This is a genomic window from Corallococcus sp. CA041A, from assembly GCF_003612075.1.
GTDB classification, from domain to species: domain Bacteria; phylum Myxococcota; class Myxococcia; order Myxococcales; family Myxococcaceae; genus Corallococcus; species Corallococcus exiguus.
In genome coordinates this window covers 12915-29507 of record NZ_RAWF01000117.1, presented here as the reverse complement: position 1 = coordinate 29507, position 16593 = coordinate 12915, and the positions used below count along the sequence as shown (strand labels likewise).

Below are 16593 nucleotides of genomic sequence, written 5' to 3'. Positions count from 1 at the left end.
GCACGTCGCCGCTGCCATCCGCTGGGTAGTGCGCCTTTCTCCCCAGGACGCCCTCCGCAAGGCGGGCTGCCTCGCCGAGGGCTTCTGGCTGCGCGATTTGTTAGAGAACTTCTGGCGACCTACTTAGCTCCAAGCCGATGCCCGGGGCCACGGACCAGAGTGTCTTCCGGGAGCTGGTTCCGGGGAACCACTCACCGACCACCTGGGCCCGGAGGAACTCCAGGAAGGTGATGCTCACGAGCAACTGGACGACGGGCCGTGAGCACGCGGTCACTTGGCTGGCGCCTCTGTTCGTGCCGAGGCTCTTTCCGTGGCCGCCGTTCACGCTGAACAACCTAAATCAGTCGATGCGAGCTCTCTGGTTAAGCAGTGTCTTGTTTTGAGCTCTGATATCGATAGATGATTGTGGGAACTGCTATTGGCGCCCCAGTGCTTCCAAAGGATGGGGGTAGTGTTTAATAATTGGTTGAGCCGTAGTGGCAAGTGCAGAGTCTAGGCAGAGGGACTGTCATCCCTTGTGCTTTCGATTCGGATCTTTAGGCACCACACGCGCATAAGAGCCGCGTATAGGCTCTAGACGAAAGTTTCCGCCGACATCGGGTGCCCCCGACTGAGCCAGCTGCTCTTCGTATGTCTTCCTGCCTGCTGGGCGAGCGAGCGACTCCCGAGTGACATATGACGACGGTTTGTTTAGTAAAATCAATAACTTAGGTTTTCCCAAGGGAGCCTCCATCGTTACTATCAATGCGCATTGAAGAGAATGTGGTCGGCTGAATATATGTTCAGCTAGCTGCACGCTGTCAAGGCCGTCTGGACGGAGGCTTCTACGTCGACTTGGTTGACATTCAAGAATGTACCGGCCGTTACTTTTCTCTTCGTACTTGTCGCTGTGTTGATTCGCGAGCTCTCGATGCTGTATTGGGAGCCGCTTTTCTTTAATGAGACCTGGAAGACACAGCCCTCTCCACGACGATACCAACTGGCGCCATTCCCGGCCGTGGGCGTGTAAGTCCAGTCGAGATACTCTTCTACCTGAGCCAGTTCATTTGAAAGTTCAAGTGCAGTGTGAAATCGACTGGCCTGATCGATAGAAAGGGCCTTTTTAATTAGTTTCCTGAGGCGCTTGGGGATGTGTGGAAGAAACTTGCCTCGATCGGGAAAATTGCCGTCGATGATTGCATCCATCCAATTGGGCTTGTGAGCGTTGAATTGTGTCTCAAAGTCAGTGTTTCCATTGCACATGCGGTAAAGCGTGAGGCCGGCTTGGTAGATGTCGGCCGCCAAGCTCAATGCGTTAGATTTGGTCATGTATTCTGGAGGGAAGATCTTGTCGTAAAGATTTGCCGGAGTAGCAAGTCCGTTGCTGTTTAAGAAACGTGTCAGGCCAAAATCCGAGAGCGCGGGGTGTCTAGACTTGTCGAGTAGAATGTTTGCTGGTTTAATGTCAAAATGAATTAACTTTTTGGTGTGGATGTGATGTAGGCCTGTCAGGAATCCAAGGCCAATCTGGACGATTTCTTGGACGGTGAGGAATCTCGATGCCATGAGGCCTTGTAATGATTCGGCGTACTGTGGCATGGCCAGATAGATGTTGTCTTCATCTTCGCAGGCATACTTCACCTCGACAACGTTGGGATGTCTTGCGTCGTATAGAATGGCCGATTCGCTGAAGTATTCGTCCGGATCGGTTATCTGTGATTTTGGAATTTCTTTGATTACAAGGTCTGCCTTGAGTTGGGGGTCGTGGGCAAGAAACACCCTTGAGTTTTGACCTTGGTTTGGCAGGTTGTGTGACTGGATGAAGCGCAGCTTTGTTGTGACGATCATAGATGTGTTTAGTCTTCTTCGGTGGAGAGATGGCTATTTTGCTCAGGCAGGGCGAGCGCGCAGAGGGCAGCAAGGAAGGCCTCCCTTTCCTCCCTTTTAAGTTTAGACCAGTTATTTTCTCCGGGGTATGGCTTGGCTCCATCTAGGTACTCTTTGACGTCTGTTCTTGGTGTGATGCTTAAGCACCCGGCTATTTTTGAAATTGGTCCCGCGAAATATGTTGAAACTGCACCGGAGGCTAGGACTTCTTGTGCCACTCCTTCGATGTTGAGTCTGAAGGTGTCGGGATTTTGAGCTGTTGGTTCGGTGGTTCTGATGCCTGCTCTGGTGACTCCATATTCTCCAATGACATTGAGGAGGGTTGTGCGAATGAATCGGAGCTTTGCTGGTATGGCCAATGCTTTGGGGATTCGAAGGATTGATAGGTTGAGGGTGGTTGCTTTTTCGTCTTCTTGTTGAAGGATTGCGTACCATATCTGCTGTGGATGGGCGCGGATGCCTATGGCTGTTCTTGTTTTTGAGGGGCTGGGCATGGAGTGAGGATTTGGTGGTGGTGCCTGTGTGGGTGGTGTTGTGTCTCAATGAGGTTGAGTTTGAGGACTTGCCCTTGCATGTTGCTTGGTTCCTCTACATTGGACTCTAGCGTCGGCTGGAGCTACGAGCGATGCAAGAGTCCTGTGTCCAACTTGAGGAGCAAACGCCATTGCTGATAGAGTCTGTTGTTTTGGTCGTGGGAAATTAGAGCCCAAGCTCCAGACCGATGCCCGGGGCCACGGACCAGAGGGTCTTCCGGGAGCTGGTTCCAGGGAACCACTCGCCGACGATCTGGGCACGGAGGAACTCCAGGAACGTGATGCCCACGAGCGCCTGGACCACGGGCCGTGAGCACGCGGTCACATGGCTGGCGCCTCCGTCCGTGCAGACGTTTGTCCCATAGCCGTCGTTCGCGCTGAACAACCATCCGGCGCGAAGCGCGAGGCGGCTCTGTGAGAGGAAGGTCTGCTCCGAACGGGGTTGGAACTCCAGTCCGCTTGTGAGGGCCACGCCAAGAGGATCGCTGCTGCTCCCGGAGGAGAGGACGTCCTCGAGGCCACGGAACCCAAGTGCCCCTGCGAACCGGAGCCCGGACGACAGCGGCATCTCGGAGGCCCCGACGCTCAAGCCCAGCTCGCTCTCCGTGGGCCCCATCGTGATGTGCAGCGACATGCGCTGGGGCTCGTAGCTGATGCTGTCCACCGCGAGCTTGCTGGCGAAGCGGACCGTGGGCTTGTCGGCGGCGGGCTGCACTGCCGCGAGCCGGATGGCCGCGTCACCCAGCGCGTGGCGTATGCGCAGGACAGCCTGGTCTCCTTGCCCCTTCGGGACGCCAAGGTCCCGGAACCCGAAGCCGTAGGCGCCCAGCAGTCGCATCGAATACGCCAACTCCGATTCGTCCTTGCGCTGCTTCCAGTCCGGCCACGTGTTGGGCTGGAGGCCCGGGACATGGGGCGGTGGCTGGCCCGCGATGGCGCGGTCACAGTGCGCGTTGCGCCAGGTGGCTGGGGGAACGGTACCTGCGGACTTGCTGCATGCGTCGTAGAGCTGGTCCAAGGACATCTGCAACAGCGCTCGGAAGTCCTCCAGCGCTTCTCCCTGACATGCCTGCTCCGCGCTCGGTGAGGAGTCATAGACGGCGCTCATGCAGGCGAAGGGCTGCCATCCGCCAACACCATCCATCGCCGCCGCGCGAGGCTGTTCCGCTTGGGTGCGCCCTTCCCGGAACGCGTCATCCATCATCCGCCGGGCGTCATACATGCCCAGGTAGAAATCGAAGACACGGAAGCTTCTTTCGAAGAAGCCCAGGAAGGCGAAGAGGGGCGCACCGGCCGCGGGGAAGTGTCGGCGGGGCAGGGTGAGTCGCTTGGCGATCTCCGGCTCTTCCTCCAGCAGCATGGCCAGTTCCTTGGACCGCGCCGTGTCCACGAAGGCCGCCAGGATCTCCGCGAGTGTTCCCGGCAGCGAAGTGGGCCCGGCGCTCGCCTGGGGAGGGGGCGCGGCGGGGTACTCCGTTGCGTCCGGGTCGATGAAGGCGAACGCGATACCGGGAGGCGTCGTGCGTGTGTTGGGCTGGGGCACTGGACGCCACTCCAGCTTGCCGTCCGCGGTTTCGCGAAGGCCATCACGGGCGAGCCCTACGGCCAGACGCAGTGGCGTGTTGTCGAAGACGCCGCCATCGATGAAGAGCTCGCGCCTCGCCTCCGAAGGAAGGCAGACCCCAGGCTTCGCGGCGGCGTTCGGCGCGCAGGTTCGCAGGGGTTGGGGCGGGAACGCGATGGGAAAGGACATGGACGCGAGCAGCAACTCGCGCAGATTCACGAATGGAATCTCCCCGTGCTCGTCCGTTTCGACAAGCAGCTCCAGTCGCCGGCCCTCTCGAGTGGTGTAGTTGGTCGCGCGAGGAGAGCGTCCTTGCCCGCGGCCCTGGATGCGAATGGCGAACTTCTCTTCGAGCCGAGGTAGATCGAGCCGTCCGTTCGCTGCCTGAAGGGCACGAGGTGAAAGGCGCGTCGTCGAAACTCCGAGCACCACGTCGCAGGCACGATCCAGACCCCGGTTCCAGGCCTGTTCGATATGGGAGGCGCGCCGTTCCAGTGCCTCCCGGGAGAAGACTCCGAGCGGCATCGTCGATGTCGGAATGAAGAGAGCGTTGAACCCGATGGGAACCCAGATGTCCCAGAACAACGATTGGCCCGGCGTGGACGCATCCACGCCACAAGTCGCCATGATCGCCAGCAAGGCATTGAGGCTTCCCGCGGAGGCGCCCGTCACGAGCCGCAGGTCCACGGCGCGTTCGCCCTGGGAGGACGTCCCTGAGTAGTAGAGGAACCCGGCCTCATACGTGCCCAGGGACACGCCTCCACTCACGGTGAGCGACACGGCCTTCGCCGCTGCGGCTTGTGGCGAGTTGAACGACTGAGCACTCGCGCCCGATGCAACCAGGAGCAGCACGCAAGCGAAGGTGCGGGCCATCAGGCCTGCTTGGGCGCGTGAAATTGCGGGGCCGATCATGGAACGCTTCTCACTCCGCTGAGCGCGATGAGACACCAGGGTCACCTGCGCCGGAAGACCCACTCGGCCCCTGGCAGCTCAGGGGTCCAGCCTGATTCGAGCGCGTAGAGGATGGCATCCCTGACGAGGCCCGGCGCGATGATCGTTCCGTGCTCCACCTAGGTCAGCATGCGCTGGCCGCCTCCCGACTCGCGCTCGACGACGATGCCGAGTCCAGGCTCATCGTTCGGAGCCACCGTCCAACGATAGTTCGTCCCATCGACGACGATGCTCCGCGTCCCTTTACGCCTCAGTGTCATGGCCGCACCGGTTGTCTTCCCAGAAGGGCTCGCTTGAAGACGCCGAGGGTCTGTTGGGCGCATCGGTCCCAGGTGAACCGCGCAGCTCGCTCTCGCCCCAACTCCATCAGACTCCGGCGCAGGTTCTCGTCCCTGAGAACTCGTAGCGTTGTTTCATGCCAGGACTTCAAGTCGTCGGGCGGGACTCGAAGCGCCGCATCACCCACGACCTCCGGTAGTGCTGTCGCGTCTGCCGCAATGACAGGGCACCCGGACGCCATGGCTTCCAGTGCAGGTAATCCAAATCCCTCGTACTTCGACGGCAATAGCAGCGCAGTCGCGGACCCATAGAACAACGGCATCTCCGACTCAGGCAGTTGCTCAATGTCGATGACGTTCTCGTGCAGGCCCACTTCGTGCGCCACCGCACCCTTGCCCGCGAGCAGCACCAGCGGCACCGGTAGCTCCGGCGCGAACTTGCCCAGCATCGCCAGGTTCTTGAACGGCTTCGCGTTGCCCACGACCGCGATGTACCGCTCCGGCAACTCATGTCGCTCCCGGAACGCCTTCGCCTCGCTCGCCGTGGGCGGCTGGAACCTTGAATCCACACCGTTGTGGATCACCTGGAACCGGTACGGCGACATCTTCAGATACTTCCCTAACTCCTCCCGGGAGAAGTCAGACACGGTAATCAACGCAGTCGCCAGCCGCGCCCGCGGTCCCACCACGGCCTTGTAATAAATCGCCTGCACCGGCGTGTACTGGTCCGCCAGCGCCAGGTGGTTCGCGTCATGCAACGTGGCCACCAACTTGCCCGGCCAGAACAGTGGCAGCGAGAACGACGTCGCGTGGAACAGGTCCGGCTTCAGCTTCGCCAGCTCGTACGCCAGCAACGGCTGCTCGGTCGGCGACAGGTACCCGGCCCTGGATCGGTGCAACGGAATCGTCGGCGTCAGGTCGCCCAGGTCGTCAGGCAACCCTTTCGCCGGCACCAGCGCGGAGAACTCCAGGTCCGGGGCCAGGGCGGGCAGCCGGCGCGCCAGCTCCAGCGCGTACCTCGCGATGCCGTGGAGCTGACCGCGCACCATTCTCAAGTCGAGCAGGACAGAAGGCACGCTCCCTGGCCTACCACACGCCGCCTTCCCCCCGCACCGCCGCGCCAGTGCTAGAAGGCCCACCCGTGAAGGTCGCCCTCGTCCACGACTGGCTCGTCACCCACCGCGGCGGAGAACGCGTCCTCGACGCCCTCTGCGAACTGTTCCCCAGCGCGGACCTCTACACCCTCATCCACCAGCCGGGCAGCCAGTCCCCTCGCATCGAGGACCGGCGCATCACCACGTCGTTCCTCCAGCACATCCCCGGCATCCACTCGCGCTACCGGCACTTCCTGCCGCTGTTCCCCCGCGCCATCGAAGCCCTGCGCATCACCGGCGACTACGACCTGGTCCTGTCCTCCAGCCACTGCGTCGCCAAGGGCATCCACGCGCCTCCCGGCGTGCCCCACCTGAGCTACGTCCACGCTCCCATGCGGTACATGTGGGACCTGTTCGACGAGTACTTCGGCCCCGGCCGCACCCGCCTCCCCGTGCGCGCCGCCGCCCTCGCCGTGCGCCCCTACCTCCAACACTGGGACCGCACCTCCACCCAGCGCGTGGGCCGCATCGTCGCCAACTCCCAGCACATCGCCGGGAAGATCCGCCGCTTCTGGGACCGCGAGGCCTCCGTCGTCCCGCCCCCCGTGGAGCTCGAACGCTTCACCCAGGTGCCGCTCGAAGGAGGAGGGCAGGGCGGCTACTTCCTGTGGCTCGGCGCCTTCGCCCCCTACAAGCGCCTGGACGTCGCCCTGGAGGCCTTCCGCTCCCTGGACACCCCCCTTTGGGTCGTGGGCACGGGACAGGAGGCCTCGCGCCTCACGTCCGGTCCGCTTCCGCCCCACATCCGGTTCCTCGGCAACGTGCCCGACAGCGCGCTCCCCGCCCTCTACCGCGACGCCCGCGCGCTCCTCTTCACCCCCGAGGAGGACTTCGGCATCACCCCCCTGGAGGCCCAGGCCACCGGCCGCCCCGTCATCGCCTTCGGCAAGGGCGGCGCCCTGGAGACCGTCACTCCCAGGACGGGTCTCTTCTTCCCGGAGCAGACCCCCGCGTCCCTCGCCGCCGCCGTGCGCCAGTTCGACGCCTGGGAGCAGTCCTTCCGCCCGGAAGACGCCCGCGCCCAGGCCGAGCGCTTCAGCCGCGCCCGCTTCCAGCAGGCCATCCAGGCGGAGGTGGACGCCCTCCTGGGCATGTCCCCTTTCGCCACAGGGGTGTGACAACGCTGTCCGCGCCGTCCCCAGTTTCCCGAGGCCTGCCTGCCCGGCGGGACGTCTTCTGTCCGCTGCCCTCCGGTGCAACCCCTTGGTTTCACGGAAAAACCCGTGGTAGGACGCCGCCCCGGGGGAGGGGCCCGGGCGCTTGAGGGCTCCCGGGGCTCAGGGTGCGTGTCTTGCATCCGACGGACGGTCCTCGTCCCCCGTCAGGAGTCACCGCGGTGTTTGGTCGCCTGCAGCGCTTCTACACGTCCATCAAGGTCGCCGCCGACGCGGGGATGCTCGGGGTGGCGTTCGTGCTCGCGTACTTCACCCGCTTCAGCGGCGTGTTCCCCATCACGGAGGGTGTCCCGCCCCCGGGTGAGACGTTCGTCTCCCTGGTGATGGTGCTGGTCATCTTCCCGATGACGTTCCAGCGGGCCCGGCTGTACGCGACCAACCGCGCGCGCTCGCACATGGGGGAGCTGTTCGAGCTCTTCAAGGCCACCATCACCGCGACGCTCGTGCTGGTGGCGGTGACGTACTTCATCCGCGAGCGCTACTCGCGCCTCACGCTGGCCATCTTCGTCGTCTACGCCTTCACGCTCATCGCCGTATCGCGCATGGTCATGCGCCACCTGCTCAGCGAGGTGCGCCGGCGTGGCTACAACCTCAAGTCCATCCTCGTCATCGGCGAGGAGGAGCTGGGGCTGCGCACCATCGAGACCGTGGAGAGCCACCGCGAGCTGGGCTTCCGCGTGACGGGCGTGCTGGCGCTGAAGGAGGAGAAGGTCGGCCAGTGGGTGGGCGGCGTGCGCGTGGTGGGCCACGTGGGCGAGGTGGAGTCCTACCTGGATGCCCACCCCGTGGATCAGGTCATCATCGCCGTGCCGCTGGAGGACCAGGCGCGCGTGAAGCCGCTGATGGAACAGCTGGCCCTGCGCACCGTGGACGTCAAGGTGGTGCCGGACCTGTACCAGTACATCACCCTGTACGGCGGCCTGGAGGAGTTCGGCGGCCTGCCCATCATCAGCCTCCAGGGCGACCCCATGGACGGCTGGAGCCGCGTGGCCAAGCGCGTGTTCGACGTGCTGTTCTCCCTGGTGGCCATCGCCGTCAGCGCGCCGATGATGGTGTTCACCGCCCTGCTGGTGCGCTTCACCAGCAAGGGCCCCATCCTCTACCGCCAGGAGCGGATGGGCATGGACGGGCGGACCTTCGCCATCCTCAAGTTCCGCACCATGCGCGTGGACGCGGAGGTCCAGGGCGCCACCATGGCCAGCGCGGTGGACGCTCGCCGCACGCCGGTGGGCACGTTCCTGCGCAAGTACTCGCTGGATGAGCTGCCCCAGTTCTTCAACGTGCTCCGGGGCGACATGAGCCTCGTGGGCCCGCGTCCGGAGCGGCCCGTCTTCATCGAGGAGTTCAAGCGCCAGATTCCGCGCTACCACCTGCGCCACAAGGTGAAGGCCGGCATCACCGGCTGGGCGCAGATCAACGGCCTGCGCGGCCAGACGTCCATCCAGAAGCGCATCGAGTACGACCTGTACTACATCGAGAACTGGTCGCTCCTGATGGACCTGAAGATCCTCCTGCGCACCGCGCTGGGTGGGTTCCTGTCGAAGAACGCGTACTGACCCGGGCGCCACCGGGCAGGCGAGCAGGACGGGTGCGCAGGTCGTATTCGTGCGCACCCTCTCATTGGCACCGCGAAGCCGTTTAGACTGCGGGCCGACATGGGCGACAAGCTGGGATTGACGCTGGTCCGCAAGGGCCTCCTGACGCAGGCGCAGCTCGACCAGGGCATGAGCGCGCAGCTCGTGCATGGAGGCCGGTTGGGCTCCCGGCTCGTGGAGCTGGGGTTCCTCGACATCGAGACGGTGGGCATGGTGCTGGGCGAGCTGACCCGGTTGCCCGTCGCGATGGAGGCGGACTTCGACGCCGTCACGGACGCGACGCTGAAGCTGCTCAACGCGGATCAGGCGGAGAAGCACCAGGCGTTCCCGCTCGCGGTGGAGGGCCGGCGGCTGAAGGTCGCGATGGCCAACCCGTTGGATCTGCAGACCACGGATGCGCTCGGTTTCATCACCGGCATGCGCATCGTCCCGTACGTGGTGCCGGAGCTGCGGCTCTTCCACTACCTGAGCAAGCGCTACGACATCGACCGGCCGACGCGCCCGCTGAAGCCGGCCATTCCGCTGCCCGCGCGGCGTTCGGTATCCATGGCGGCGGTGGCTCCTGTCGCCCCTGTGGCCATGGCGGCGCCGGTGGTCGTGCCTCCGCCGGCCGTACCGCCTCCGCCCGCGCCCGTGCGCGCGGAGCCCGAGGTCGCGGGGATGTTCGGCGGGCTCGCGCCCGGACAGTTCCTCAGTGATGACTCGGAGGACTCCGAGGCCGACGCGGACATCGCCGACGCGGCCATCATCGGCGAGGAGCTTCCGGACATCGTGATGGGCGAGCCGGTGCGGGCTCCGCCTGTCATTGAGGCGGCTCGGCCCGGTGTGAGTCCTCCGGCCGCGCCGCCGCGATTGGCGGCACAGCCTCCGGGCTTGGTGGCCCGGCAGGGTGCGGCGGGTGGGCTTCCGTCGGCGGCTCCGGGGATGCCGGTGGCTCCGGGAGTTGCTCCGCCTGGGGCTGCGCCGATGGGCGTTGTGCCTGGAGCGGTTCCGTCAGGCGCGGGAATGCCTCCGCGTGTGGCGCCTCCGCCGGGGGGGCAGCCTCCCGGGATGATTGGACGGGGCGGGCCCGTACCTCCGGCGGCTCGGCCTTCCGCGACGGGGATCCCCGCTGTGCCGAAGACGCCACCTCCGGGCATGCGTCCCGCCGCTCCTGGTGTGCCGGGGCCGCGACCCGTGGGGCCTCCGGGTGCACCGATGCCTCCGGGCATGGTCCGCGCGGGGCCTCCGCCGGGAGCTCCGGGCATGCCGCCGGGAGCGGCGCCTCGGCCTCCGCCGGGCATGCCCGCGCCGGTGATGATGGCTCCAGGTGGCGCGGGGCCTGTTCCTCCGGGTCAGCGTCCTCCGCCCGCGCCTGGGGTTCCCGGTGCCGGGGCTCCTCCGGGTGCGCGTCCCATGGGGCCTCCGGGCGCCATGCCGCCGAATGCCGTGCAGGGACGTCCTGTCCAGCCGCCTCCTCCGGGAGCGCCGCCGCGGCAGGGGCCTCCCTCTGGAGTCGTGCCTTCGGTGGCTGCTGGCGCACCGGGTGTCGCCGTGCCTCCTCCCGGTGCTCCGGCGTTCGTTCCGCCGCCTCGTCCAGGTGCTGTCGCCGTACCTCCGGCCGCGATGGCACAGGGCGCGACGAATGTGCTGTCGCCCGCGACGGCTCACGGGATGTCTGGTCCGGCGCAAGGCCTGTCTGCGGCAGCGAATGCCGCTCAAGGCAGTGTGCCTGCCATTGCGCCTCAAGGGCTGTCTGGGGAAACGAGTGCCTCCGTGGGCCTCGCTCCTGCGGGTGCGCGAACGGCCCAGGCTTCGCCAGTTGCGGGGGCTGCGCTGGCAGGGATTCCCCAGGACGTGGCGGGTGCCTCAATTCCTGTCATGGAGCGGCCTTCCGGTGGAGCCCAGCCCCCAGCGGCTCGACGCCCTTCCGGAGTGACTCGAACCATCACGGCGGCCGTGGCTCCCGTGGTGGCCTCCGTCGAGGAAGTCCCGGCAGCCAGTGATTCGGTGCCGGACCTCGGAGGTGAGTGGGGCGATGCATTCACTGCTGCCGCTCCCGCGGAGCAGGTGGCTGCGGACGTCGCGGATGCACCGTTGAATGCGAAGGCAGACGCCGCCATCGCCACGCCCGCCCCGAGTTCGTCGTTGTCTGAGCTGGTGCTGGACGCAGAGCTTCTCGCCGACGCCGACGTCAGTCCGAGTCCCGTGCCGCTCGACGTTGCACCTGTCGCGGCCGCTCCCGAGAAGGCGTCCGAGTCCGCGGCGATCCTGACCGGGGATGATCTCTCCGACGACATCCTCGAAGACGTGGACGCCGTGTCCGCGGAGCTGCCCGCCGCGACCGCTGCGGAGGCTGCGGACATCCTCGACGTCGAGGACGTGATTTCCGCCGAGCCACACGAGGCGCGGGTTGCCGAAGCCTCGGACGTCCTCGAAGTCGATGCGGTGATGTCCGTCGAGCCTCAGAAGGCCCAGGCCACCGAAGCCACGGACATCCTCGAAGTCGAAGATGTGATTTCCGCCGAGCCGCACGCCGCCGAAGCCACGGACGTTCTCGAAGTCGAGGACGTGATTTCCGCCGAGCCGCACGCCGCCGAAGCCACGGACGTCCTCGAAGTCGAAGCGGTGATGGCTGCCGAGCCACACGAGGCGCCGGTCGCCGAAGCCACAGGCGTGCTCGGCGTCGAAGCGGTGATGGCTGCCGAGCCACACGAGGCGCCGGTCGCCGAATCCACGGGCGTGCTCGAAGTCGAAGCGGTGATGGCCGCCGAACCACAACGGGCCCAGGCCGCCGAAGCCACGGGCGTGCTCGAAGTCGAAGCAGTGCTGTCCGCCGAGTCGCACGCGCCTCAGGCCCCCGAAGCCACGGGCGTGCTCGAAGTCGCAGGCTTGATGGCCGCCGAGTCCCACGAGCCCCAGCCCATTCCCGAGGCTGAACCCGTCTGGGACGCCGCGCCTGACGCAGCCACGGCTGGCGCGAAGGGATCACCCGCGCAGGAATCCATCGCCACGCCTGACGCCCCGAAGGATGGCGGGCTGTTGGATGCGACGGAGCTCGCGGCCGTTCCGGAAGCGCCCGTCGCCCTCGAAGCCTCGAAGCCGGAGAGCCTCCCCTCGGAGGCGTCCACCTCCACGGAGCCTTCGCCTGAAGCGAACGTTCCGGAGGCGTTTGTCATTGCCTCAGCCACGCAGGACGCTGAGGCCGACGCGCTCGAGTTCAGCCTGGCGGGAGACTCGCAGAAGCCCTCCGCGTCTTCGGAGGCCGAGTCCTGGCAGGTCGCCGCCGCACCGAAGTCCGACTCCGTGAGCATCGCTCCTCCGGCGGAGGCGCCCAGCCCCGCGCCCACCGAGGAGCATCAAGCCGAAGTCCCCCCGGAGTTCGAGGTCGCCCTCGTCTCCCACACGGAAGTGGCACCCGAACCCGTCGCCACGCCGCCGCCCGCCGAAGAGCCCGTGGCCCTGCCGAAGCCGCGCCTCGTGGCCGCGTCTCCAGCGCCCGTCCGCGACCGGACGCCCATCGCGCTCGACGACCTGCCCACCTCCTCCGAGGAACCCATGCAACTCGCCTCCACGTGGGAGTTCGTGGGCTGGCAGGGCGGCGGGGAAGGGGAGGGCTCCGTGGGCCACAACCCGGAGACCACCTGGGCGGACCGCGTCGTCGACCTGGACGTCCCCGCCGCCGCGCCCGCTGCCTCCGAGGACGGCGTGGCCCTGGCCTCCGCATGGGAGTTCATGCAGCAGCCGTGGCAGCCGCAGGCCTCCGAGCAGGTCGATCCCGCCCAGGCCCTGCTCGCCGCCGCCAGCGCGTCCACCGACACGCCGACGCACGGTCCCGCCGTCTCCGCGGAACAGGTCCTCTCCGCGCTCGACACGGCGGACTCGCAGGGCATGGTCGGCAAGGTGCTGCTGGCCTACAGCGCGGGCCGCTTCCGCCGGGCGTTCCTCCTGGGTGACAGCTTCGGGCTCGCGCGCGTGGGCCGTGCCTGGGGTCCTGGCAGCGACCGTCCGGAGGTCACCGCGCTCAAGGTGGACCTGGACGCGCCGTCCCTCTTCACCTCCGCTCTGAACGGCCCCAGCCCCAGCGTCTTCAGCGCCCCGCAAGTGCCTCAGGACGAGGCCATCTTCTCCGCGCTGTGCGGCGAGTCCGAGTCCCACCTGCTCGTCTTCCCGCTCCACTCGCGAGGCCAGCCCGTGGCCTTCTTCGTCGCCGAGCACGGCCCCTCGCCCCTGGAGGTCGCCATGCTGGAAGAGCTGGGTCGCATCGCGGACAGGGCCGTGGAGATCTGCACCCGCCTCCATCGCTTCCCCTGAAACACGAAGGGCTCCGGAGCTTGAAGCCCCGGAGCCCTATCTCACTTCAGCTCAAGACCGACGCGGCGCTTTAGCTGCAGCCCGTCGTCGTGCCGCAGTTCGTGCACTTGTAGCAGGCGCCGCTGCGCACGGTGATGGCGCCGCACTGGTGGCAGGGCGGGGCGTCCGCCTGGTTCAGGTACGTGCTGCGCGAGTTCATCGCGGACAGCTGCAGCGTCCCCACCTGGGCCGGCACCGCCGCCTGCGTCACCGGCTCCGGACGGGCCTCCTCCACCGGCGTCACCTCCACGTCGTCCGCGCGGGGCTCCGTGGGCAGGAACTTCAGCGACAGCCACCGGAAGATGTAGTCGGTGATGGACTTGGCGATGGGGATGGCCGGGTTGCCCGTGAAGCCGCTCGGCTCGTAGCGGGTGTGGCAGAACTTGTCCGCCAGCACCTGCAGCGGCACGCCGTACTGGAGCGCCAACGACACGCTGGTGGCGAAGCTGTCCATCAGGCCGCTCACCACCGAGCCCTCCTTCGCCATCACGACGAAGAGCTCGCCCGGCTTGCCGTCCTCGTACATGCCCACCGTCAGGTAGCCCTCGTGGCCGCCGATGGAGAACTTGTGCGTGATGGACTGCCGCTCGTCCGGCAGCCGGCGGCGCAGCGCCTTGGGCTCCGGCGTCACGGCGGGGGCGGGCTCCGCCACCGCGCGGCGGGATTCCGGAGCCTTCTCGGGGGCCTTGTCCTGCGACGTGTTGAGCGGCTGCGTGCGCTTGCACCCGTCGCGGTACACCGCCACGGCCTTCAGTCCGCTGCGCCACGCCTCGATGTATGCCTTTTCGATGTCCTCCACCGAGGCGTCATTCGGCAGGTTCACCGTCTTGGAGATGGCGCCGGAGAGGAACGGCTGTGCCGCGGACATCATCTCGATGTGGCCCATCCAGTGGATGCTGCGCTGGCCCTTGGACGGCTTGAACGCGCAGTCGAACACCGGCAGGTGCTCCGGCTTCAGGTGCGGAGCGCCCTCGATGGTGTCGTGCTTGTCCAGGTACGCGATGATGTCCTGCGCCTGCGTCTGCGGGTAGCCCAGCTTCTCCAGCGCCAGCGGCACCGTCTGGTTGACGATCTTCAACATGCCGCCGCCGACCAGCTTCTTGTATTTGATCAGCGCGATGTCCGGCTCGATGCCCGTGGTGTCGCAGTCCATCATGAAGCCGATGGTCCCCGTGGGCGCGAGCACCGTCACCTGGCTGTTGCGGTAGCCGTGCTCCGTGCCGCGCGCCAGCGCGTCGTCCCACGCCTCCTTCTGCGCCGCGTGCAGCTCCGCGCTCACGCCGTCCACGGGCAGCTGGTACGCCGCCTTGCGGTGCTTGCGGATGACGCCGAGCATGGGCTCCGCGTTGTTGCCGTAGCCCGCGAATGCGCCCTGCTTCTCCGCGATGCGCGCGCTCATCGCGTACGCCTCGCCGCACATGAGCGAGGTGATGGCCCCCGCCAGGTTGCGGCCAGCAGAGGAGTCGTAGGGCAGGCCGGACGCCATCAGCAGCGCGCCCAGGTTCGCGTAGCCCAGGCCCAGCGGACGGTAGTCGTGGCTGTTCTTCGCGATGCGCTCGGTGGGGTAGCGGCTGAAGCCGACGATGATCTCCTGCGCCAGCAGCACCACGTTCACCGCGTGCTTGAAGGCGGCCACGTCGAAGCCACCCTCCAGCGTGCGGAAGTGCATCAGGTTGAGCGACGCCAGGTTGCAGGCCGAGTCATCCAGGAACATGTACTCGGAGCAGGGGTTGGACGCGTTGATGCGCGCCGTGCCGGAGCACGTGTGCCACGCGTTCACCGTGGTGTCGTACTGGAGGCCCGGATCGCCGCACAGGTGCGCCGCCTCCGCGATTTCGCGGAACAGCTCACGGGCCTTGTAGGTCTCCATCACCTGGCCGTCGCGCACCGCGCGCGTCTGCCACGGACCGTCGTTCACCACCGCCTTCATGAAGTCGTCGGTGACGCGCACGGAGTTGTTGGAGTTCTGGAAGTACACCGACCCGTAGGCCTCGCCGTTGAAGGACGGGTCGTAGCCCGCCTCGATCAGCGCCCAGGCCTTCTTCTCCTCGTTCGACTTGCAGCGGATGAACTCGAGGATGTCCGGGTGCCCGGCGTTGAGGATGACCATCTTCGCCGCGCGCCGCGTCTTGCCGCCGCTCTTGATGACGCCCGCGAACGCGTCGAAGCCGCGCATGAACGACACCGGGCCGGACGCGGTGCCGCCGCCCGCCAGCAGCTCCTTGCTGCCGCGGATGCTGGACAGGTTGGAGCCCGTGCCGCTGCCGTACTTGAAGAGCATGCCCTCCGTGCGCGCCAGCCCCAGGATGGACTCCATGTTGTCGTCCACGCTGTTGATGAAGCACGCCGAACACTGCGGGTGCTCCTCCACGCCCACGTTGAACCAGACGGGCGAGTTGAACGCCGCCTTCTGGCGCAGCAGCAGATGCGTCAGCTCCGCGTGGAACGCCTCGCGGTCCACCGCCGACGCGAAGTAGTGCCCGTCCTCGCCCCAGCGGGTGAGGGTGTCCACCACGCGCGCCACCAGCTTGCGCACGCTCGTCTCACGCTCGGGCGTGCCGGGCGTGCCCCGGAAGTACTTCGACGCCACGACGTTCGTCGCCAGCATCGACCAGGAGCGGGGGACCTCGATGTCCTTCTGATCGAAGACGACCTTGCCGTCCTCGCCCTTGATGCTCGCGCTGCGGTGCTCCCACGCCAGCTCGTCCGCCGGATCCACCCCGGGCGTCGTGAAGAAGCGCTCCACGCTCAGCCCCGTGGAGGACACCGCGGCCTTGCCCTTCGCACGGCCGCCGCGCCGCGGCTCCCTGCCCCCCACCACCGGCTTCCCGCTCAGTTCCTTCTCCATGACGCCCGCCTCCAAATCCACTGAGAGTGCTGATGCAAAATTTGCAAAATAGCCAACGCCGCGAGATCCCAGGGGATCCGATGATCACTTCCAGGTACGGGGACGGCAGCGTTGGGATGGTCCGGGATGGGCAGAAGCCAGAGGGTCCACCCCTGGAATCCGGGCCCGGGCCTGACTGCCCACCCGCCGGGCGGGCGGATCAATATGATCGCTGGTGGGGTCCGTCAACATCGCCCATTCCCCTATATCTAGTATCAGGTCCTCGCATACACACTGTATTTGGTGTGGGCGTTGGGT

The 16593-nt window shown here is 66.3% G+C and carries 9 protein-coding genes; 3 read left to right on the top strand and 6 right to left on the bottom strand.

The window, feature by feature from the left end:
• Window positions 1-786: 786 nt before the first annotated feature.
• The 5 genes from D7V77_RS21395 to D7V77_RS21385 form a co-directional block, all read right to left on the bottom strand.
• Window positions 787-1827 (bottom strand): serine/threonine-protein kinase, encoded by a 1041-nt coding sequence (locus tag D7V77_RS21395; protein WP_120578139.1) that lies wholly within the window; start codon window positions 1825-1827, stop codon window positions 787-789.
• 8 nt (window positions 1828-1835) lie between these two features.
• On the bottom strand, window positions 1836-2360 hold the full coding sequence (locus tag D7V77_RS43315; protein ID WP_147452120.1) for a hypothetical protein: 525 nt from the start codon (window positions 2358-2360) through the stop codon (window positions 1836-1838).
• A gap of 205 nt (window positions 2361-2565) precedes the next feature.
• Entirely contained in the window at window positions 2566-4836 is a 2271-nt protein-coding gene (locus D7V77_RS21390) for a patatin-like phospholipase family protein (protein ID WP_233597141.1), read from the bottom strand.
• A gap of 197 nt (window positions 4837-5033) precedes the next feature.
• Window positions 5034-5174, bottom strand: a complete 141-nt coding sequence (locus D7V77_RS43800) for a hypothetical protein (RefSeq protein WP_158624455.1) — start codon at window positions 5172-5174, stop codon at window positions 5034-5036.
• A complete protein-coding gene (locus D7V77_RS21385) occupies window positions 5171-6241 on the bottom strand; it encodes a glycosyltransferase family 1 protein (RefSeq protein ID WP_211486996.1) in 1071 nt (356 codons plus the stop codon). Before D7V77_RS21385 ends, D7V77_RS43800 begins: the two co-directional genes overlap by 4 nt.
• A 92-nt stretch (window positions 6242-6333) precedes the next feature.
• Between D7V77_RS21385 and D7V77_RS21380 the strand changes: the two genes are divergently transcribed.
• The 3 genes from D7V77_RS21380 (at window position 6334) to D7V77_RS45750 (ending at window position 13409) form a co-directional block, all read left to right on the top strand.
• Complete coding sequence (locus D7V77_RS21380) at window positions 6334-7464, top strand: glycosyltransferase (protein ID WP_120578137.1); 1131 nt, start codon at window positions 6334-6336, stop codon at window positions 7462-7464.
• A gap of 218 nt (window positions 7465-7682) precedes the next feature.
• Window positions 7683-9077, top strand: a complete 1395-nt coding sequence (locus tag D7V77_RS21375; RefSeq protein WP_120578136.1) for an undecaprenyl-phosphate glucose phosphotransferase — start codon at window positions 7683-7685, stop codon at window positions 9075-9077.
• A 99-nt stretch (window positions 9078-9176) separates the two neighbouring features.
• On the top strand, window positions 9177-13409 hold the full coding sequence (locus D7V77_RS45750; RefSeq protein WP_158624454.1) for a hypothetical protein: 4233 nt from the start codon (window positions 9177-9179) through the stop codon (window positions 13407-13409).
• A gap of 70 nt (window positions 13410-13479) precedes the next feature.
• Here the strand turns inward: D7V77_RS45750 and D7V77_RS21360 are convergent, their stop codons facing one another.
• A complete protein-coding gene (locus D7V77_RS21360) occupies window positions 13480-16296 on the bottom strand; it encodes a vitamin B12-dependent ribonucleotide reductase (protein WP_120578135.1) in 2817 nt (938 codons plus the stop codon).
• Window positions 16297-16593: the final 297 nt, after the last annotated feature.